This is a genomic window from Roseateles sp. 22389 (assembly GCF_052044995.1).
GTDB lineage: Bacteria > Pseudomonadota > Gammaproteobacteria > Burkholderiales > Burkholderiaceae_C > Roseateles.
In genome coordinates this window covers 153,481-173,574 of sequence record NZ_JBQEOF010000009.1, presented here as the reverse complement: position 1 = coordinate 173,574, position 20,094 = coordinate 153,481, and the positions used below count along the sequence as shown (strand labels likewise).

Sequence of the window (20,094 nt, the reverse complement as noted above, 5' to 3'; positions counted from 1 at the left end):
CCCAGCCCGGGCCTCCCCATGAAAACACGGAGGTCCTCATGCCCGTCATGCGTCTTCGTCCTTCCCGCGCCCTTGGCCGGCGCGCCGTTGCCCTGCGTGCCGCCTGCGCGGCGCTGGCATGGCTCGGTGTTGCGGCCACGGGCGCCCAGGCCCAGTCGACGGTCGTGCCGCCGGACGCGCCCGGCTTCACCGAATACGTCGCGAGCCAACTGCGCCAGCAGCTGGGCGATGCGACCGTGGTCGTCCGCGAGCCGCTGACGCTGGGCATCGCCAGCGAGCGCACGCCGCTCGACAAGCTCTATGCGGCGTGCCAGGGCAACCGCAGCCATTGCGCCGACGACGTCAACGCCTTCGTGAAGACGCGGACGCAGGCCTTCCGCGCGGCGACCATCCCGGCCACGCGCGAGACGCTGCGGCTGGCGGTGCGCACGGCCGCGTCGGTGCAGCAGGCGCAGCGCGAGGTCGGCGGCGACGCGACCACCTTTCGTCCGCGGCCCTTCGTCGGTCCGCTGGTGACGGTGCCGGTCTTCGACACGCTGCGCGCCTCGCGGCTGATCAGCGAGAAGGACTACAAGACCTTGAACCTGTCGGTGGACCAAGTGCGCGAGACCGCGCGCAAGAACACCTACGACGCGATGCCGCAGGTGCTGCAGACCGCCAAGCCCGCGGCGGCCGGCGAGGTGGGCAAGCTCGACGGCCCGGTGCCGCAACCCAGCCGCCTGGTCTTCATCGACGACTGGAAGCCGCTGGCTGACGCGCAGAAGGGCAAGCTGATCGTCGCCGCGCCGTCCAATGACACGGTGCTCTACGTCGGCGACGACGATGCCGCGACGATCGACGCGCTGCGCGCGCAGGTGCGCGAGATCATGGGCAAGTCCGCCAATCCGCTGACGGACGTGCTGCTGCGCTGGTCGCCGTCCGGGTGGACGGTGATGCCCTGAATGCGGTGAATGCGGGGAGGGGCGCTACACTGCGCCCGTCGAAAAAGGCAGATGTGGTCTGGTAAGCCCAGGTCCTTCCTCACGGAAGCTCTGACTCTGCCCGCGCATGGGTCCCCACGACGAACGTCCGATGCAGTCCTGCATCGCCGGGTTCGTCGGTGGGGTTCTCAAGACGAAGAATCGCTCCGGCCGAACGGTCATCGAGAGAGGAAACGTCCATGCGCGCGATCCCCCCACACGACGTCATCATTGCTGGCGCAGGCCCTGTCGGCCTGATGCTGGCCTGCGAGCTCCGGCTCGCCCGTTGCTCGGTGCTGGTGCTCGAGCAGGCCACCAGCCCCGATTCACCGCTGAAGCAGCCGCCATTCGGCGTCCGCGGCCTGTCCATCCCCACGCTCGAGGCGCTGCACCGCCGCGGATTGCTCGACGCCGTTGTCGGGACCGCGGGCAGCGGCGATACCGTGCCGCCGCCGCCATGGGCGCAGCAACCTCGACGACCTGGTGGCCACTTCGCGGGGATCCAGTTCTTCCACGACAGGATCGACACCGCGCGCTGGCCCTGGCGCCTGCCAGGCCCGTTCAGCGAGAGCCAGCCCAGCACCATGGCCCGTATCGAATCGGCGCTTGCGGCGCGCGCCACGGCGCTGGGCGTGGAGATCCATCGCGGGGTGCGCGTGGAGGACCTGACGCAGTCGGACGACAGCGTCTGCGTGCGGGCCGACGGCCAGGCGATGCACACGCGATGGCTGGTGGGCTGCGACGGCGGTCGCAGCCGGGTGCGCAAGGCCGCCGGCTTCGAGTTCGCCGGCACCGAGCCGGAGTTCACCGGCTACTCCGTGGACGTGGAACTGGCCGATGGCGCGGCGCTCGCTCCGGGCCGTCACTACACGGCAACCGGCATGTACACCTACCAGCCGCCCGGCGTCATCGCGATGGTCGACTTCGATGGCGGGAATTTCCACGGCACCGCACCGATCACCGCCGAGCATGTGCAGGCGGTGCTGCGCCGCGTCAGCGGCACGGACGTCCGGCTCACGGCGCTGCGCCTCGCCACCACCTGGACGGACCGCGCCCGTCACGTCACGTGTTATCGCCGCGGTCGCATCCTGCTGGCCGGCGATGCGGCCCACATTCATTCGCCGCTGGGCGGGCAGGGACTCAACCTCGGGATCGGCGATGCCATGAACCTGGGATGGAAGCTGGCGGCGACGATCCGCGGCGATGCCCCCGAAGGCCTGCTCGACAGCTACACCGCCGAGCGGCATCCCGTCGGCGCCCAGGTGCTGGACTGCTCGCGCGCGCAAGTGGCGCTGATGCGGCCGAGCCCGGCGACGCGAGCGCTGGCCGCGATCGTGCGCGACCTCATCGAGACCCGCGACGGGGCGACGTATTTCGCCGAACGCGTGTGGGGCGCGACGCTGCGCCACGACCTCGGCGACGCCCGCCCGTTGGCCGGCCGAAGCGCGCCGGACCTTGCGCTGGATGACGGAACCACGCTGGCGGCGCATCTGCAAACGGGAAAGGGGTTGCTGTTGGACATGGACACCGCGGCACCGCTGCGCGATTGGTCGCGAGGCTGGAAGGACCGCATCGCCTATGTCGCCAGCGGCGCGAAGGAGGAACTCGGCATCCGCGCCATGCTCGTGCGTCCGGACGGCGTCGTCGCGTGGGCCAGCAGCTTGGAGCAGGAGGGGCAGATCGAGCAGGCTGTTCGGCGGTGGTTTGGCGAGCCGTCCGTCGAGCGAGGTTGATGCCGGTGGCCGGCAGCACTACGACCTAGGTCATGCCGACGGCCCTCGGCGATTGGTTATCGTCGCCCGCTGAATCCATGTTGAAGGGCCGTCATGCTCGATCTCCATCAGTTCATCGCGCTTTTCCAGGGCCGCCCGGTGCCCGAGGACCTCATCCGCCTCGGCGGCTTCCAGAACGTCGTCAAGACGCAGTACACGCAGAGCCTGTGGCTCACCGACCATGAGAAGCGCGGCCTGGAGGCCGGCTGGTCCACCGACCCCGCGTTCCTGGAGCGGCTGGTGGCCATCGGCGTGGCCAACGGCTCGGGCTCGTTTTACGCGCTGTGGAATCCGGATGACGGCAGCGAGCCGGCAGCGTGGCCGGTGGTCGTGTTCGGCGACGAAGGCGGCGAGTGGGTGATCGCGCGCAACGTGCGCGAGTTGCTGCAACTCAGCGGCCTGGACGTCGAGCCGTATGTCGACCACGAGAGCGCCTACTTCTTCATCGACGAGGACGAAGAGGACGGGGACGACTACGCGAGCGACGCGATCGAGGACTACCGCGAATGGCTCAGCGAGGTCGCACAGCTGGACCCGCTCACCGACCCGGATCCGGTGGTCGAGCGCGCCCGTGCGCAGTGGCAGGCGCAGTTCGACGCGTGGAAGGCGCCCTACCTGGACGGGCGTTGAGAAGGCCTTGGCCGGTCGCGACGGCGGGTGCTCGTCAGGCGGAGGCGGCCGTCACCTCGCGCTCATGCGCATCCATCCGCTCGCAGCTGTCGCAGCCGTGGCAGCGATCGAAGACCGCCGCCTCGTCCAGCGCCTCCAGGATGTCCCGCCACCGGCAGCGCCCCGACTGCGCATACGACACCATCTGCTCCAGGCGCCGCCGGTCCTGCTCGCCTTTCGCTTCATAACGACCCATCAAGGCGCGCAGGGCCTGGGCGTCGCCCGGCGGTGGATCGACCAGCCGCAGGCTGTCGTCCGAGGTCGACAGCCAACCCTCCTCCGCCAGCATCGCCGCCAGCGCGCGCAGCTTGGTGAGCGGCCGCCGGAGACGTCGATGCAGCACGTCCAGCGTCCATCCCGCTTCGTCGGGCGGCGTCTCGCGCAGCGCCTCGATCAGGGCCTGCGCGTCCGCCGGCACCGGGTAGCGGCCATTCAGGAAGAACTGCTGCACCGACCGGTCGCCCGACACGAACAGCAGCGTGCAGTCCGCGCGTTCGCCGTCGCGGCCGGCCCGGCCGGACTCCTGGTAATAGACGTCCAGTCCCGCCGGCAACTGGTAATGGACGATGCGACGGATGTCCGGCTTGTCGATGCCCAGGCCAAAGGCATTGGTCGCGACCATCACGCGGACCTCGCCGCGCATGAAGCGATCCTGCGCCTCGTGCCTCGCCGCCGCGCGCAGGCGGCCGTGATAGAGCGTCGAGGCCACGCCCGCGGCGAGCAGCGCCTCGTGGACCGCCTGCGCTGACTTCACCGTCGCGGTGTAGACGATGGTGGAGGGGCCGGCATCCGCAGTCTCGATCGCATCGCTCTCTGGTGACTGCGCGACGATCTCGATCAGGCGCCGCAGCTTGTCCGCCTCGTTGGCCAGAGGCTCGACGCGGTAATGCAGATTGGCGCGATAGCTGCCGCCGATCAGGCAGCCGGCGGCGGGGATGTCGAGCTGACGGGCGATGTCTTCGATCACCTCGCCGGTGGCCGTCGCGGTCAGCGCCAGCACCGTCGGCGCGCCCAGCGCCTTGCGCGCGGCGCCCAGGCGCAGGAAGGCGGGGCGGAAGTCGTGTCCCCATTCGGAAATGCAATGGGCCTCGTCGACGACCAGCAGGTCGGTGGGCCGCTCGGCCAGGCGCGCGACCCAGTCGCTGTCCTCCAGACGCTCGGGCGTGAGCAGCACCACCTGCGCGGTGCCGTCCAGCGCGGCGGCCTCCTGCTCCGACAGCGCCGCGGCCGGCAGGCCGCTGTGGACCTGCGCGCAAGCGATGCCCAACGCGCCAAGTCGTTCGCACTGGTCTTTCATCAAGGCGATCAGCGGCGACACGACCACCGTGCGCCCCGGCAGCAGCGCCGCCGGCAGTTGATAGCACAGCGACTTGCCTGCGCCGGTGGGCATCACCGCCAGCGTGTTCAGACCGCGCAGCAGGCGGTCGATGACCTCGCGCTGGCCGGGCCGCCATGTGCGCAAGCCAAAGCTGCGCAGCTGGCGTTCGAGGGTGCGTTGCGAGGGAGGACGACGACGCGGCATGGAGGACGGACATTGAACGCGGAGGATGCGCAGCCGGCCTCAGCAAGCCGCGCGCCCGGGTCGACGGCCGCCGAGGCATTCGGACAGCGAGGGACAATCGCCGCCTCGACGGCCCCGGGCCGGCTCGACCGCCTTTCCTCCTTCACGCCGGGTGCCGCCAGACCGCTCATGACCGACCCTCAATACACGACCTTGCCGCCATGGCCCAACGCTTATCCGGCCACCGGTGCCAGCGCCACGCTGAAACGCCTCAACGAGGACTTCATCGTGACCGAACTGCCGCTGCAGCTGCCCTCCGGTGAGGGCGAACACCTCTGGCTGGACATCGAGAAGAACGGCGCCAACACCGCCTTCGTCGCCCAGCAGTTGGCCGCGGCGGTCGGCGTGCAGGACAGGGACGTCGGTTATGCCGGCCTCAAGGACCGCTACGCCATCACCCGCCAGTGGTTCAGCATCTATCTGCCCAAGGGCGAGGCGCCCGATCTGACGCTGCTCCAACATCCGGAATTCAAGGTGCTGAGCCAGAGCCGTCACGTGAAGAAGCTGCGCCCCGGCGATCTGCGGGGCAACCGCTTCCGCATCGTGCTGCGAGAGGTGACCGGCGACCGCGACGCCATCGAGGCCAACCTCCAGGCCGTGGCGTCCCAGGGCGTGCCCAACTACTTCGGCGCCCAGCGCTTCGGCCACGACGGCGGCAACGTCGAACAGGGCCGTGCCATGCTGGCGCGCGAGATCCGCGTGCGCAACCCGAAGAAGAAGGGCATCTACCTGTCGGCGGTGCGCTCCTTCGTCTTCAATGAAGTGCTGGCGCTGCGCATCCAGCAGGGGCTCTGGGGCCAGACCCTGCCCGGCGACGTGATGGACGAGGCTGGACGGCCCACCGGACCGCTCTGGGGACGGGGTCGCGTCAGCACCACCGACCAGGCGCAGGCCCTGGAGAACGGCGTGGCCGAGCGCCACGCCACCTTGTGCGATGGCATGGAGCACGCCGGCCTCGATCAGGAGCGCCGAGCCCTGGTGGCGAGCCCGGCGGAGATGTCGTGGGAATGGCCGCAAGCCGATCAACTGGTGCTCACCTTCTCGCTGCCCGCCGGCAACTACGCCACCTCCGTCCTGAGCGAAATCCTCCGCGCCTCGGAGCCGGACCGGCATACCGAGGGCGAGTGTCGAGAACCGTTCATCTCTGAACTAGGTCCGGAGCCAGATCAATGACTTGCAGGAGCATTGACTTTTCAACTCTGAACCGAGTGCTCATTCATCTCTGAACTTTTACGAAACCGGTTGGTTCATCTCTGAACTTTTCGAACCACCGTGGTGCCGCGCCTCGTACCTGGAGACTCATGGTATTGCTCGCCGAGCCACGGCGTGCGTCGCGCTATGCCCACGGCGGCAATCGAAACCCTTCAGTGAGGCGCCGCTGAAGCAGTGTCCAGTCGCCTTGCACGGCAAGCAGTTGGCACCTGCTCCGCTCGATCAGTGGCGGGCGTAGCGCGAGGTCCTTCCGCCGGTAGCGCGCGCGCAGATTGCGCTGCACCCTTGGGTGGGGTTCGGCGTGATTCAGCTCTTCGCGCTGGCGGCGCGGCCTAGGTGTTCGCCGGCGTCGCCGGCAGGCCGCCTGGCTGGGTCTCCACCAGTTGGACGTTGGTCAAGCAGGGTTGGTGCAACGTGAACTGGGGCGGCTATCCTGGTCGCACTCTTGCGCATCTCAGGTGCTTCTGAATGTCCATTTGGTTGCTGCTTATCGGGCGACGCGTCCACCGCGGGCACACGCATCAGACTGGATTCAAGGCGCGCTATTGGGCTGAAGACGGTCTTGCAGGGTCTTGAGGGAGGGGCGGCTCTCGATGGCGACTTTCGACCGCGCGAGCCGTCTGCCAGAGAGCGGTCGCGCGGTTCAAGCGCGTCTTCCGCGCGGTTGCGCTTCGCACCATCGCACTGCGGGCGTCGAGCGTTCACCCCGAACGATTACCGTCCGGAGCTGCCAGCGACCTCTCGACGAATTCGACGTAGGTTCGCAAGGGCAGCAATTTCTCTATGCCGAAAGCCACAAGGTGTTTGCCGAGTGCACTCAGGGGCATTTCCCGCGGGACGATCCGGAAGTGCACACCCTCCTGCGGAAGCCAGTGCAGTGACTGGCTCCAGTCGGCAAAGTGCCGCAAGGACGACGCGTTCTGCATGCCTTGCATGAAGATCCGCTCAGTCATGATCGGTATCTTCACGTTGTCGCTGAGGGTGCCGCCGAAGGTCTTGATCACGACGACCCCATCGATCCGCCAATCGGCCGCGTCGGCGGAGGCAACACCCAGGGCGTCCAGTGCAAGGCGAGTTCTGGCTTGCACCCATTGCAGCTTGCGGGCAAGCTGCCCGACCTTTTCCCGGCAGGCGTTCTTTCTGTTCTGGACCTCGCGCGGATCGCCAGGCTGGAGCATCCAACGCAGTTCGCAGACAAGGATCGTCCGACTGCTTGGATCTGCGACGAGCAGATCAATCTCTTCGAAACCCCCGGCTGCACGAACGGTCAAGTTGCCCTTTGCGAGTGGCCATCGCGGCCGGATCTTCTCCAGCAAGTCGCGAACCATATCTGCCTCAAAAAGTTTGCTCATGCTGTCGAATGTTTTGCTGTCGATGCGAGCCTGAAGACCGAGCAGATTCCTTTCATAGTTGGAGGACAAATAGAGCAGGCACGGAACGGCCACCGCGCCGTCTGTCAACGTAACGATTGGCTGCATCGCAGGATCCGGAGTTTTCGCGGCGTACCCGTAGCTCAGGTACTGAAGGAAGCTGCGAATTCTCGGCTCGCCAAGGGAGCACATTGCGTCGAGATCAGCCACTAGCTGGGGCATTGTGGTGACGTGCAGCAGGCTGGCTTCACCTCCACCGCGCAGACCATGCAGGCCGGCCCCAAAATGAACCGCGATCCAGTGATACATGCAACGCACGCACATCGCGTTGATCAGGAGGATCGTCTCGTATGGGCCGCCCCAGGGGAAGCGCCAACCTTCTGGCACCATCGATGGGGGCTGCATCATCTCCTCGGCAAGCGCCACGGCCAGCCGAGGATCGTAGGCGTAGAGCACCCTCTGACTGGAAATTCGCGTCGAGCGCGCGATAGCCTCGACGATGGCGGGACGGAGTTCCTCCCTGCGAGCCCAGGCGTAGAGGTTGGCTGAATGGTCGATCACATCTAAGGGCATGTGCCCAAGAAGTTCGAGCGCCGCATATCGCCTGTCATGGTGAATGTCGTCGAACACTATGTCGATCGTTTGATCGCCCTCGGTGAAAAGCACCGTTCCCGCGTGAGCTGCAGAGCACAGCTGGTTGGCCGCCTTGAAGTCCACGCCAGCCTGAAGCAGTTCTGCCGTCTTGATGTACAGCTTTGGAATGACTCTGGCTGGAGTTGATGCGCTCGACTTGTCGGCGCATTCCTGACGGATTCGATCCAGGGCGAAGCGGGCAGAGTACTTCTGGCTATCCAGCTGGAACTCGACGATCGGGGCACGCTCGTCGTCCGTCAACGTGAAGAGTCCGCGGAAGGAGTCCTCGAGGACAGTCAGCAAATACCAAATGGCAACAGCTCGGTTCGGGTGCGCAATAGCCACAGCGTGGTAGTTCGCATCGAGGTCCATTTCAACTGCCTCGTGCAGCGGAGTCGTACGGCTTCCGGTTCTCTTGGACATTGCGAAATCCCTAGTCGCTGACGGCACTGATGGTTGTTGCAGCGGCGGGAATGCCGCGCAGGTTGATCCTCGATTCACCCACCGCTACCACTCTATCGCCACAGGGAGCGCGGCCGCGACCCGGCAGACTATCGTCGCTGAAATGGTGGAGATCGAGACCGAGGTAGCGCCAAGCGAGGTTCCCAACAACAGGCCGCCGCGGCGGCTCGGTCGGGGCCGCTTGCCGCCGTTAGGCAGCCGCTGAGCTGGTGTCGCTTCCGATGCGATGCGGCAGCGGCGTCAGTCTGTAGTTAGGTCTTGCAGCAGCCGTGGCCCTCCCAGGAAGTGGACCGCCGCCATGTCGCACGTCGGCTCCCTTGATGCGGCTGCCGAATGTGTTGCATGCCTGCTCCGGAGCCTCTGGGCTTGGTCAAGATGGGCCGCAATCGATCCTGAGCCTACCTGCGCGCCAGGCCTGCTTCGTTCAGAGGAATCACGCCGCGTTTGCGAGCCTGGCCTTCGTCTTCTCGACATGTCGCCGCAGCACATCCTCAGGGACAGTTCAGTTCAATTGCTGAATCCGCTGGACTTGATTGATCGCCCCATCAAGGCCGGTCCAGTCGGTCTGCGTTGCCGGTCGATTCATGTGAATTGGGTCAGCCCCCTAGGTTCAACCCCAGGGCGAACTAGAGGAACACGCGCCAATAATCACACGATATAAGCGCCCCGGCTTGTCGCCCTCCTATGGTGACAATCTTCGAAGCGCAGTTCAGGAGGATCCATGTCTGCACTGGCCGCTGAGGCGCCTCCGGCGTCAAGCAAACAATCAATGTCGGTCAATGCCACCGGGGAAGCCGTTGAGAGCCTAACCCCCGAGTTGGTAATTGCGCTTTGCGGTCCGATTGGCTCGCCACTCCACGAGACAGCCACTCAGATTGAAAACACCTTGCGTGAATTCAACTACAAGACTGAGACTGTTCGCCTGAGCAATCTGATTCGTCTGAATGCCAAGAAGGTGAGCAAGGCCATTGATACATCTTCAAAATTTCGGGAGATCACGGCGCTCATTGAGATTGGCGATCAGCTCCGTGACCAGTATGGCAGCGACGTGCTGGCAAAGCTCGCGATCGCCAAGATCGGCGCAGACCGAAAGAAGAGCTATGGCGCCTTTGAAGACGTGGCAGCAGAGGGCGCCAAGCCGAACGACCAGAAGATTCGCAACCAACGCATTTGCCACGTCATTGACTCGATAAAAAACAAGGCCGAGCTAGATCTGCTGCGGTTGATTTATGGTGACGCGCTATTCGCAGTAGGGGTCTTTTCCCCTCTTGAGCTTCGCAAGATCAACTTGGAACGTCCGGGCAAGCTCTCAAAAGATGAAATCGGCCGGTTAATTGATACCGACTCAGGAGAGGAATTTGCTCACGGTCAGTCTGTTCGGGATACGTTCCCGCGATGCGACTTCTTCCTTCGAGTTGACCATGCAGTGGTTGGTCCTTCAGAGCCAAGAGCGGTTGGGCAGCTAAACGAGCGGATTCGCCGTTTTTTCGATCTGATTTTCAGAACCGCAGTTGTCACGCCCTCCGCTGAAGAGAGTGCTATGTACGCGGCCGCCTCCGCCGCAAGAAATTCGGCTTGCATGTCTCGCCAAGTAGGTGCCGCGGTGACAAGCTCGACGGGCGAATTGCTAGCCGTTGGATGGAACGATGTACCGCAAAGCGGCGGCGGCCTTTACGGCATGAAACCGATCGCTGCAAGAATCGTTGAGCAAGCTCAAGCGGAAGACCAACGCTGCTTCGCGCAGACTGGAAGAAAGTGCCGCAATGATGAGGAAAAGGGTGCAATAGCTGACAAGGTCGTCGAGAGCCTGATAAGCGGAGGCGTCTTGTCTGCTGAGTCCAAGGAGACGGCGATCAAGGCCATTCTTGGTGACACCCGGGTCAAGGATCTGATTGAGTTTTCTCGCGCCGTGCATGCTGAGATGCATGCGATCCTGGGTGCAAGTAGAGTCGCGGGCGACCGAGTGGTGGGGGGCAGCATCTACGTGACCACCTACCCCTGTCATTCCTGCGCCAGACATCTTGTCGCCGCAGGCATTGCGGAGGTCCACTACATCGAGCCGTACCGCAAGAGTCTGGCAACACGGCTCCACGAGGACGCGCTCACCGAATCGACCGACGCGCAGGGCAAAGTACAGGTACGACAGTACGACGGTATTGCGCCACGGCGCTTCATCGAGATGTTCGAAGGCGGCTCTCGTAAGCAGGCGGGAGTGTTAGCATTGAAAGGTCGGATACAGGCGACTCCCCTGACCCAGGTGAGCCTCAAGGCTATTCCTCGGCTCGAAGAGGTCGTAGTCGCAGAAATCGAGACCAAGGACCTTCAGCTCCACAGTCTTCTTCCGAGTGAGATCAACGATGACAAAGCCCCAGGACAAAACAACACAGCAGCTTGAGTTGCGGCTGCTCATGGATCTCAATAGTCGGGTTGCCCCGGTCAGCACTCTTGGCGTTACGGGTAACAGCAAAGGCGGTTCAGACGTAGTGTTGGAACAGGCTGCGTCCGACAAGGACCTAGCCGTCTATAAGCAGATGTCTGTGAACTACTTCAGCAGCCTTCAGAAAGCTTGACCTGCTCCAGCAGCGTTGCGAATCATAGATGGGACAGGCTGCGACTTCACCGCTCATACAGATGTCGCTGAAACTCAACGAAGACGCGCCGAACTTGATCCGGCTGCCCGAGCTCAGCAAACGCATCTGAAATCGCGCTGTATCTGAGCTTGAGCAACGGCGACAACTTCTCAGCGTCTAGCTCATCCACTCCTTGCCTCACATACTGAGCCAGTACGAAATCGACAAAGGCCTGCTGTTTGTCGGTTAGGCGGTCAGCCGTAGCCGCAGCGCGAGCTGCCTTTGCTCGGTCCGCGCGCGACACTGGATCGGCGCCATACGACACATGCGCAAGCACGTCATACAAGTCGCTGTTGTCGGCTTCGATGACCTTCTGCATCTCTGTCAGTTGGTCCCGGCCGAATCCTTTGTCCGCCAGACCCGTCAGTAGCGTCTTGCGAGTATCCGGCGCGCTCCAAAGCCTGCGCAGCTCGTCCTCGTCTTTGAAGAATTCCGGCAAGACGCCAAACAGGACCTCCAAAAACTGTGTCGCCGACATCAGCGTGCCGTCGGCACTCCAGAAGGTTGTGGCCGTCATGTGTTGCAGTCGGCGGAACTTTCCATCCGCCAGTTTGACCTTGATCTTCTCAGGCGGAGGCGGCGGAGGTGGGGGTGGAGGCAATGGCGGGCCCGGAGGACCAGGCGGCTGCGGTGGTGGCTTCGGCGGCGGTTCAGATTCCAGTGGCTCGCCGTCCCACTCCGGGTCGCTGAAGTGGTGGTGTGCCTTCACGAAGTCCAGGATCGTAAAGTAGTCCTTGCCGTCATACAGCCGAGTGCCCCGGCCAATGATCTGCTTGAATTCGATCATCGAATTGACCGTCCGCATCAGCACGATGTTGCGCACGTTGCGTGCATTTACGCCGGTCGACAGCTTCTGCGAGGTGGTCAGGACTGTCGGGATGGTCTTCTCGCTGTCCTGAAAGTCGCGCAGGTCCTGGTCGCCGCGAGCGCCGTCATTGGCGGTCACGCGGACGCAGTAGTTCGGCTGGGCACTGGTCTTGGCCTGGTTGATCAGGTCGCGCACGGCCAGGGCATGCAACTGCGTGGCGCAGAAGACGATGGTTTTCTCCCGCTGGTCGATCATCCCCATCATCAACTGCACGCGATAGGCCTCGCGTTCCTTGATCTCGATGATGCGGTTGAAGTCCTTCTCTTCGTAGCGCTTGCCAGCCTCAACCTCGCCGGCCATCACTTCGTCGTCGGGCGTGTAGACGTATTCATCCAACGTGGTGGCAATCTGCCGCACCTTGAACGGCGTCAGGAAGCCATCGTTGATACCCTCCTTCAACGAGTACTGGTACACCGGCTCGCCGAAGTAGGCGTACGTGTCGGTATTGATCGTGCGCTTGGGCGTGGCAGTCAGGCCGAGTTGCACGGCGGGAGCGAAGTAATCCAGTATCGCGCGCCATGAACTCTCGTCCTTGGCCCCGCCGCGGTGACACTCATCGATCACAATGAAATCGAAGAAGTCGGGCAGGTAGTCACCGAAGTAGGGTGAGTCACCGGGTCCGCTCATGAAGGTCTGGAAGATCGTGAAGAACACGCTGCCGTTCTTTGGTACACGCCCCTTCTTCCGGATGGCGTCCGGGTCGATGCGCACCAATGCATCTTCGGCAAAGGCTGAGAAGTCGTTGTATGCCTGATCAGCAAGGATGTTGCGGTCGGCCAGAAACAGGATGCGCGGGCGACGCGTCGGCGCGTCGGCGTTGTCCTCCTTCCAGTCGTTCAGATTCCAGCGGCTCTGAAACAACTTCCAGGACAGTTGGAAGGCGATGAAAGTCTTGCCGGTGCCCGTCGCCAAGGTCAGCAGGATGCGGTCGCGTCCATCAGCGATGGCGCCGAGCACGCGGTCGATGGCAATGTCCTGGTAGTAGCGCCCCTGCCATGTACCGCCCTTGTCTTCAAAGGGCACAGCGGCAAAGCGGTCACGCCAGGCATTGGCCACCGCGAAGGTCTTGGCCCACAGCTCCTCGGGGCTGGGAAAGGCGGCCACATCACCCTCAGCGCCGGTGGCCATGTCGATGCCATAGATCGCCTGCCCGTTGGTCGCGTAGGTGAAGCGCACGGCGAGCTTGGCGGCGTAGCTCTTAGCTTGCCTGACGCCTTCGGCGTAGGCCTCATCCCAGGCCTTGGCTTCGATCACCGCCAGCTTGGTATTGCGATAGACGAGCACGTAGTCCGCAATGTCAGCCTTGGCGCGCTTGCCCGCACCTAGCAGTCTCCCATTTGTGATGCGGTGCTCGCGGAGGACTCTGCTTCCATCAACAACGCCCCAGCCGGCGACCTTCAGTGCGGGGTCAATGTGTTCGGCGCGTGTTTCGGCTTCGTTCATGGATGTTGCTTCCTCCCAAAAGCAGCACGGCAACGATCGGCAGTCTCGGGCTCGTTATATCAAGGCCGTTTGCCCACCCACGTACTTCCCGGTTCCATCGGGCACCAGACCCTTGGATCGGATCATTGCAATCGCCTGCCGAAACTTGCTTTCAGGAATGGCGAGCTTGCCGGCGTGCCACCCCTCCCTGGCTTCCCAGACTAGGGCTGCATCCGTGACCTCGGCACCATCGATAAGCAGGTTGTTCCATGCCGCATGCACGGTCGCCAAGACCTCAGCATCGACCGTGTCCATGGGGACCAACAAGTCAATGACTGACTCGATCCGGTCAAGATACGCGCCCAGCACCTGCGGCGCCTTGGCCAGCAATTGATCGAAGGCGGGAAGCTTCTTGAAATCGTAGCCGCCTTCGCGCTGGATCATCTCAAAGAAGCCATTCTGCTTCGCCCACTCTTCGGCCTTGAGCATGTGCCGGAAATCGTTCGGGCCGGCGGCATCCCTCATGGGTTGACGGCCCAGGTCCACCTTGCCGACGGCTTCCACCAGATGCAATAGTTTCTGCTCCTTGACGTGACCGAAAGTCCTTTCGCGTCGCTGCCGCTTGTGCCGTTCGTAGGCGAGGGCTATGACGTTGGCCGAGAACTCAGGGGATGTCGTTGGAAGCGTCTGCGCAGCGCTGGCCGACGCCGCCTTGGCGGATGTAAGTTGGCCGCTGAAGGCTTGATGGAGCAGGGATTCCTTTAGTTCGCCGAGGGCGGCCTGTTTCGCCTCACAGACTTCGACAAGCCTTTGGGTCCCTTCCACCAACGCATCGAGCTTGGCTGCAACTTTCGCTTGATCCTGAACCGGCGGCATCCTTGAACGGTAGGCGAAGAGATGATCACGATTCACCTTTGGCATACCGGCGCGTGCCGAACCCTTGATTGCGTATTCCGTAAATGATGGAGAGAGCAACAGGTAGTAGAGGTAGTCGCGGTCAATACCTCCCGGTTTCGGAACCAGTGGATAAATGTCTGCGCTGCAGAGTCCACTGAAAGCGGGGCGCACTACTTTCATCAGATAAGGTCGAATCTTGCTGTAAAGCACAGCGCTTTCGTCGAACAGGAACTTACCAGAGATAAGCTGCTCTTCACGCGCCGTCTTGATGTCAACAAGCGCCCCCGACTTCGACTCGATATTGCCAGCGCCAATGTGCGGCAAGTCTAGGTAGTCATTATCGCGCGGGTCGATCAGCTTTGACGCGATATCGCAGACATCCCCGAGGGTTTTCTCAGTCCAGTCAGTCCCATGTCCAACGAATGTCGCGTGCATGACGTTATTGACCAGTTCTCGTGTGTTCAGCAAGCTCCGCTCGACATTGGCCTTGGCATATGCGATGCCATCGAAGGCTTCGTCGAGGATGGCTACTATGCGCTCCTGGTCTGCCAGCGGCGGCACTGGTATCGAGCGATCCTCCATCGAGCCTTTTGCAACATGAATCATCGTTGCACCGGCTCCCTGGTCCAGCTTTATTCGTTCTGTATCCCACATGAAAAAGTAGTACAGATACTTCTGGACCACCACAGAGGAAACTGGAATCACTTTCCAAATGTGATAGTGGAATATGGCTCTCTCGCCTTCCCAGATTCGCGGGCCGAAGGATGCTGACCATGCGTAGAGAAGGTCGCCGTTGTCGCAATACTTTTCTGATTGAAGTTCGAGATCCGAGTAGTACCAATTCTTATTGGTAAAAAAGTTCCCTACCCGAAGAACCGGGTACTTCCCGGAGGAAAGCAACTCGTCTTTGCTATAGGCACGTCCGTTGACGAGTTCGCAGACGTCTCTGAGCTTCAATAACTGCCAGTTGCCACTCACACCAAGTCCCGTATCGTCGCCAACACCTCAGCGGTCTCCGCATCCAGCGCGGCTATCTGGTCCAAAATTTCTTTGGGCGCGCGCAGTGCCACTTTGGCGCTACCTTTGGGATTCTTTACCGACAGATCCCAACTACCCGCGTCGAGGCACTCAAGGCTTACCGACCAGCTCTGCGCCGTATCCGCAAAACGCCTCTGCTGCGCCACGAAGTCCAATAAGTCATCGTCATTGAGCGGGTTTGTCTTCCCCATATTTCGACCAACATTCAGCTGGTAAAACCAAACCTTGCGCGTTGGCGCGCCCTTCTCGAAGAACAACACCACGGTCTTGACGCCGGCCCCCTGGAAGGTGCCGCCGGGCATGTCGAGCACCGTGTGCAGATTGCAGCTTTCCAAGAGCAGCTTGCGGATGCTGGTGGCAGCGTTGTCGGTGTTCGAGAGGAACGTGTTTTTGATGACGATGGCCGCGCGCCCGCCCGCCTTCAGCGACTTGATGAAGTGCTGCATGAACAAGAAAGCCGTCTCGCCTGTCTTGATCGGGAAGTTCTGCTGCGCTTCCTTGCGTTCCTTGCCACCGAAGGGTGGATTCGCCAGGATCACTTCATAGCGGTCCTTCTCCTGGATGTCATTGATGTTCTCGCCCAACGTATTGGTGTGGATCACATTGGGCGTTTCAATACCATGCAGGATCATGTTCATGATCGCGATGACATAGGCGAGGCTCTTCTTTTCCTTGCCGTAGAAGGTGCGCGTCTGCAAGGTGGCTAGGTCTTGCGTGGTCTTGGCCTTAGCGCTGAGGTAGTCGAAAGCCTCGCACAAAAAGCCAGCCGAGCCGCAGGCACCGTCATAGATGCGCTCGCCGATCTGCGGGTCCAGCACCTTGATCATGGCGCGGATCAGCGGGCGGGGCGTGTAGTACTCGCCTCCGTTGCGCCCGGCGTTGCCCATGTTCTTGATCTTGGCTTCGTACAGATGCGAAAGCTCATGCTTTTCTGTCTGTGAACGGAAGCGCAATTCGTCCACGAGGTCGATCACGTCGCGCAGGTTGTAGCCGCTCTGCACCTTGTTCTTGATCTCACCGAAAACCTCACCGATCTTGTATTCGATGGTGTTCGGCCCGCTGGCGCGCTGCTTGAAGCCAGCCAGGTAGGGGAATAGCTTGCCGTTGACGAACTCGCGGAGATCGTCACCCGTCATGGCAGCGTTGTGGTCAAGCGCGCCCGACGCGTCGCGCGGAGCAGCCCAGTTGCCCCAACGGAAGTGCTCGCTCAGGATGTAGCCGTAGGTCCTACCTTCCAGCTCGGCCTCGCTGGCCTTGTCCTGCTCCAGCGCTTCCAAATATTTGAGGAAGAGGAGCCAAGACGATTGCTCGGTGTAGTCCAGTTCGCTAGTGCAGCCCGCATCCTTGTGCAGGATGTCATCGATGTTCTTGAAGGTCTGCTCGAACATTACCCTCGCCCACTCATATCTTGCTATTCGTCAACACTGTTGTTGCCATGGCGGATTCCGCCCGCGGTCCATCACGCCCCACGCGTGGCAAAAGCTGTGACTTTACAGGTAAGCGCGGTCCCGCCGACGCCGCTCAATTCGCATAGTGGCGAACAATGCCCTGTAGTCTCGCGGAAGGCAGCACATCACCAAGCGCCGCCAGCCTCCTCATGGCGCGCTCGATGCCACTGCAAGAGTTCAGACATGAATGAATAAAGTTCAGAGATGAACGGTTTTCGACAGTGAGCGCGCCGCAGGCGCCGCGAGCGCGGGGTTGACGTCCTGCTCCCTGCTGTATTACTGTAGCGATACACGTCGACGAAACCAGTCGACGCGCCAACGATCCCCCGATGGACACCGACCTGCTCTTCAGCATCAACCCCGGCTCTTCCGAGCCGATCTACCGCCAGTTGGTCGAGCAACTGCGCCGCCGCGTCGCCAGCGGCCAGCTCGTGGCCGGGCAGGAGATCCCATCGGTGCGCGAGCTGGCGCAGGCGCTGGCGGTGAATCCGATGACGGTCTCCAAGGCCTTCGGGCTGATGGAGGCGGAGGGGCTGGTGGAGCGTCGCCGCGGGCTGCCGATGGTGGTGGCGGCGCAGCACCAGAAGGCGATGAAGACGCGGGGCCGCGTCGAGCTGCTGCGGCCGGTGCTCGCTCAAGCGGCCGCCGAGGCGCGGCAGCTCGAGCTGCCGCCCGAGCAGGTGCTGGCGCTGTTCAAGACGCTGCTGGAAGACAAGGGAGAGACGCGATGACTCAAGCGATGGAACCGGCGATGACCCACGCGCTGTCGGTGGGCGACCGTGCCTCGGCGCAGGCCCTGGCGGATGACGCGCTCGGCGCGCCGCCGGTGCGCGCGAGCGGCCTGCGGGTCGACTTCAAGGGGCAGCCGGGCGTGATCGCCGGGCTGGACTGGGCGCTCGCGCCGGGTCAGGTCGTGGGCCTGCTGGGCCGCAATGGCGCCGGCAAGACCACGCTGCTGGAGACGCTGCTCGGGCTGCGCGAGCCGCAGGCCGGCGAGGTGCGGCTGTTCGGCCAGCCCGCGCTGTCGCCCGACGACGCGCTGCGCGCCCGGCTGGGCTACGTGCCGCAGCAGGCCGCGCTGTTCGAGGACTTCCAGGCCGGGGACCTGCTGCGCTATTTCCGCAGCTTCTATCCGCGTTGGAACGACGCGAAGGTGGACGGCCTGATGTCGCGCTGGGACATCCCGCGCGACCGGCGCGTGGGCCAGCTGTCGCAAGGCCAGCAGCAGCGGCTGTCGATCATCCGCGCGCTCGCGCATGAGCCCGACCTGCTGGTGCTGGACGAGCCCGTCGCCAGCCTCGATCCCGTCGGTCGGCGCGACTTCCTGCGCGAGCTGGTCGACCAGGTGCTCGACCGCGGCACCACCGTGCTGTTCTCGACGCACATCTTGTCCGACCTCGAGCGCGTGGCCTTCAACATCGCCTTCCTCAGCCGCGGTCGTATCGCGCTGCAGGCGCCGCAGGACGTACTGGCCGACGAGGTCCGGCTGCTGGCCGGTCCGGTGGGACGGCTGCAGGCGGCGGTCGACGCTCATGGCGGCCAGGTGCTGAGCCGGCGCGACCTGGGCGAGCAGCCGCGCTGGCTGGTGCGATTCGCCGAGGGGAACGCCCCCGCGCCCGACGCCGTGCTGCGCTGCGAGGCGCTCAACCTCGAGGACCTGTTCCTGGAGCTGACGCAATGAGCGCCGCGCTGCCGCTGCCCGGCCTGGGCGGCCATGCCGCCGTGCTGCGGGCGATGGGGCGCAAGGTCGGGCGCGTCTGGTGGCTGCTCCTGCCGGTGCTGGGCGCGACCGCGCTGGCGACGATGAGCAACCAGCCGCTGGCCGTCGCCGGCACTTTCTGCGTGACGCTGGCCATCGCGTTGCACCTGGCCTGGTGGGCGGCGGCGAATGCGCTCCTGGGCCTGAACGATCCGCTGTCGGCGCACTTGATGCCGGGTCAGTTGCGGCGGCTGCGCGAGTCGGCGCTGGGCGTGTTCTTCGGCGTGGCCGCGGCCTGCGGGGGACTGCTGGGCCTGGTCTTCGACCATGGGCTGGCGTTCACGATGGGCGCCGCAGCATTGATGCTGTCCTTCGCCATCTGCCTGCGCTGGCCGGTGATGTGGCTGGTGATCTGGGTGTTGCCGTGGATCGCGTTGCCGCCGCTGCGCGAGCTGCCACTGGCGCTACAGGTGATGGGCATCGCGCGCGAATGGCATGCGCGCCAGCCCTTCACCCAGACCGGCGCGGTGCTGCTGTTGCTGGGCGCGGGCCTGTGGCACCTGTTCCAGGCCGGCGGCGCTGCGCATGCCCAATCGTGGGCTCAGCGCCAGCGCGTCCAGCACCTGATGACGATGCAGGGCAGCGCGACCACGGCCTGGCCGCGCGGACCGCTGGGCTGGCTCGGCCGGTGCTTCCAATGGGCCCATCCGCTGTGGCGGGAATACCTGCTGCGCACCGCGCGCCCGACCACGGCGAGCGTGACCGCGCGCGCCGAATTCGCCGCGCTGCGCGGGCAGCACTGGTCGGCCACGGGCTCGACGACGCTGCTGCTCTTCGTCGTCTTCCTGATCGCCGAAGTGGCGCTGCTGGTCTTCCTGCCGGACCGCGCCGGACGGGTGATCCGGGCGGCCCTGCCGGGCCTGTCGATCGGCCTGATGAGCGCGATGATCGGTCCGTTCTTCGGGCTGGACGCGACGCTGCACCAGACGCGCCGCGAGCAGGCGCTGCTGTCGCTGGTGCCCGGCATGCCGCGTGGCGTCGAGATGAACCGCGTGATCGGGCTGCGGCTGTTGCGCCACCACCTGGTGCTGTGGGGCGCCGGCGTCGCGATGATGCTGGTGATCCAGGCGCTGGCACCTGGACATGACGACGGCTGGGGCAGCCCCTTGCTGGGCTTGAACTTCGCCGCGGTGGCGCTGCCCGCCACCCTGCTGGTCTGGCGCGACTGGTCACGCCAGGGCCTTCCCAAGGGCGCGCGTGTGGCGATGCTGACGATGCTGATGGTGGCGCTGACTGGCCTCAGCATCGCGGCGACCCATCGCTGGCACATCCCGGCGTTGTGGCAGGTGGCCGCATCGGTCCTGGTGACCGTCGCGCTGGGCGCCTGGCGCTGGCGCGCGCTGCAACGGATGGCGCCCTTCTGGCCGGTCGGCCGTCACGCGGGCGAGTGAGGC

The 20,094-nt window shown here is 63.9% G+C and carries 13 protein-coding genes; 8 read left to right on the top strand and 5 right to left on the bottom strand.

Going from position 1 to position 20,094, the window contains the following annotated elements; all coding sequences use genetic code 11:
• Positions 1 to 38 precede the first annotated feature (38 nt).
• The 3 genes from ACTJKJ_RS14520 (at position 39) to ACTJKJ_RS14510 (ending at position 3,361) form a co-directional block, all read left to right on the top strand.
• Complete coding sequence (locus ACTJKJ_RS14520; protein ID WP_440820898.1) at positions 39 to 941, top strand: hypothetical protein; 903 nt, start codon at positions 39 to 41, stop codon at positions 939 to 941.
• Positions 942 to 1,159: 218 nt separating this feature from the next.
• A complete protein-coding gene (locus tag ACTJKJ_RS14515; protein WP_440820938.1) occupies positions 1,160 to 2,692 on the top strand; it encodes an FAD-dependent monooxygenase in 1,533 nt (510 codons plus the stop codon).
• Positions 2,693 to 2,785: 93 nt separating this feature from the next.
• Positions 2,786 to 3,361 (top strand): hypothetical protein, encoded by a 576-nt coding sequence (locus ACTJKJ_RS14510; protein WP_440820897.1) that lies wholly within the window; start codon positions 2,786 to 2,788, stop codon positions 3,359 to 3,361.
• A 34-nt stretch (positions 3,362 to 3,395) separates the two neighbouring features.
• Here ACTJKJ_RS14510 and ACTJKJ_RS14505 read toward each other — a convergent pair whose 3' ends face one another.
• A complete protein-coding gene (locus ACTJKJ_RS14505; protein WP_440820896.1) occupies positions 3,396 to 4,862 on the bottom strand; it encodes a RecQ family ATP-dependent DNA helicase in 1,467 nt (488 codons plus the stop codon).
• Positions 4,863 to 5,090: 228 nt separating this feature from the next.
• On the opposite strand from ACTJKJ_RS14505, the gene truD reads away from it, so the two are divergent.
• On the top strand, positions 5,091 to 6,134 hold the full coding sequence (gene truD / locus ACTJKJ_RS14500) for a tRNA pseudouridine(13) synthase TruD (RefSeq protein ID WP_440820895.1): 1,044 nt from the start codon (positions 5,091 to 5,093) through the stop codon (positions 6,132 to 6,134).
• Between the two features lie 740 nt (positions 6,135 to 6,874).
• Here truD and ACTJKJ_RS14495 read toward each other — a convergent pair.
• A complete protein-coding gene (locus ACTJKJ_RS14495) occupies positions 6,875 to 8,599 on the bottom strand; it encodes a hypothetical protein (RefSeq protein ID WP_440820894.1) in 1,725 nt (574 codons plus the stop codon).
• 760 nt (positions 8,600 to 9,359) lie between these two features.
• On the opposite strand from ACTJKJ_RS14495, the gene ACTJKJ_RS14490 reads away from it, so the two are divergent.
• Positions 9,360 to 11,033 carry an anti-phage dCTP deaminase gene (locus ACTJKJ_RS14490; protein ID WP_440820893.1) on the top strand — a complete coding sequence of 558 codons (1,674 nt, stop codon included), beginning with the start codon at positions 9,360 to 9,362 and terminating at the stop codon, positions 11,031 to 11,033.
• A 221-nt stretch (positions 11,034 to 11,254) separates the two neighbouring features.
• Here ACTJKJ_RS14490 and hsdR read toward each other — a convergent pair whose 3' ends face one another.
• Genes hsdR through ACTJKJ_RS14475 form a run of 3 tightly spaced genes read right to left on the bottom strand, consistent with a single transcriptional unit; the run spans position 11,255 to position 16,881 of the window.
• Positions 11,255 to 13,579 (bottom strand): EcoAI/FtnUII family type I restriction enzme subunit R, encoded by a 2,325-nt coding sequence (gene hsdR, locus ACTJKJ_RS14485; protein WP_440820892.1) that lies wholly within the window; start codon positions 13,577 to 13,579, stop codon positions 11,255 to 11,257.
• Between the two features lie 54 nt (positions 13,580 to 13,633).
• The gene (locus ACTJKJ_RS14480) at positions 13,634 to 15,433 is read right to left on the bottom strand and encodes a restriction endonuclease subunit S (protein ID WP_440820891.1); all 1,800 of its coding nucleotides are present in this window, start codon (positions 15,431 to 15,433) and stop codon (positions 13,634 to 13,636) included.
• The gene (locus ACTJKJ_RS14475) at positions 15,430 to 16,881 is read right to left on the bottom strand and encodes an N-6 DNA methylase (RefSeq protein ID WP_440820890.1); all 1,452 of its coding nucleotides are present in this window, start codon (positions 16,879 to 16,881) and stop codon (positions 15,430 to 15,432) included. Before ACTJKJ_RS14475 ends, ACTJKJ_RS14480 begins: the two co-directional genes overlap by 4 nt.
• A 389-nt stretch (positions 16,882 to 17,270) precedes the next feature.
• Here ACTJKJ_RS14475 and ACTJKJ_RS14470 point away from each other — a divergent pair, with 389 nt between their 5' ends.
• The 3 genes from ACTJKJ_RS14470 to ACTJKJ_RS14460 are packed head-to-tail and all read left to right on the top strand — an operon-like array spanning position 17,271 to position 20,091.
• A complete protein-coding gene (locus ACTJKJ_RS14470) occupies positions 17,271 to 17,672 on the top strand; it encodes a GntR family transcriptional regulator (RefSeq protein WP_091730559.1) in 402 nt (133 codons plus the stop codon).
• Positions 17,669 to 18,622, top strand: a complete 954-nt coding sequence (locus tag ACTJKJ_RS14465) for an ABC transporter ATP-binding protein (RefSeq protein WP_440820889.1) — start codon at positions 17,669 to 17,671, stop codon at positions 18,620 to 18,622. The genes ACTJKJ_RS14470 and ACTJKJ_RS14465 overlap by 4 nt, the downstream gene beginning before the upstream one ends.
• The gene (locus ACTJKJ_RS14460; RefSeq protein ID WP_440820888.1) at positions 18,619 to 20,091 is read left to right on the top strand and encodes a hypothetical protein; all 1,473 of its coding nucleotides are present in this window, start codon (positions 18,619 to 18,621) and stop codon (positions 20,089 to 20,091) included. Before ACTJKJ_RS14465 ends, ACTJKJ_RS14460 begins: the two co-directional genes overlap by 4 nt.
• The last annotated feature ends 3 nt before the right edge of the window (positions 20,092 to 20,094 follow it).

Bases quoted from the DNA above. Each gene is read 5' to 3' on its own strand.
- ACTJKJ_RS14470 (WP_091730559.1), top strand. From the start codon at position 17,271: ATGGACACCGACCTGCTCTTCAGCATCAACCCCGGCTCTTCCGAGCCG.
- ACTJKJ_RS14475 (WP_440820890.1), bottom strand. From the start codon at position 16,881: ATGTTCGAGCAGACCTTCAAGAACATCGATGACATCCTGCACAAGGAT.
- ACTJKJ_RS14460 (WP_440820888.1), top strand. From the start codon at position 18,619: ATGAGCGCCGCGCTGCCGCTGCCCGGCCTGGGCGGCCATGCCGCCGTG.
- ACTJKJ_RS14465 (WP_440820889.1), top strand. From the start codon at position 17,669: ATGACTCAAGCGATGGAACCGGCGATGACCCACGCGCTGTCGGTGGGC.
- ACTJKJ_RS14520 (WP_440820898.1), top strand. From the start codon at position 39: ATGCCCGTCATGCGTCTTCGTCCTTCCCGCGCCCTTGGCCGGCGCGCC.
- truD (WP_440820895.1), top strand. From the start codon at position 5,091: ATGACCGACCCTCAATACACGACCTTGCCGCCATGGCCCAACGCTTAT.
- ACTJKJ_RS14515 (WP_440820938.1), top strand. From the start codon at position 1,160: ATGCGCGCGATCCCCCCACACGACGTCATCATTGCTGGCGCAGGCCCT.
- ACTJKJ_RS14510 (WP_440820897.1), top strand. From the start codon at position 2,786: ATGCTCGATCTCCATCAGTTCATCGCGCTTTTCCAGGGCCGCCCGGTG.
- hsdR (WP_440820892.1), bottom strand. From the start codon at position 13,579: ATGAACGAAGCCGAAACACGCGCCGAACACATTGACCCCGCACTGAAG.
- ACTJKJ_RS14495 (WP_440820894.1), bottom strand. From the start codon at position 8,599: ATGTCCAAGAGAACCGGAAGCCGTACGACTCCGCTGCACGAGGCAGTT.
- ACTJKJ_RS14490 (WP_440820893.1), top strand. From the start codon at position 9,360: ATGTCTGCACTGGCCGCTGAGGCGCCTCCGGCGTCAAGCAAACAATCA.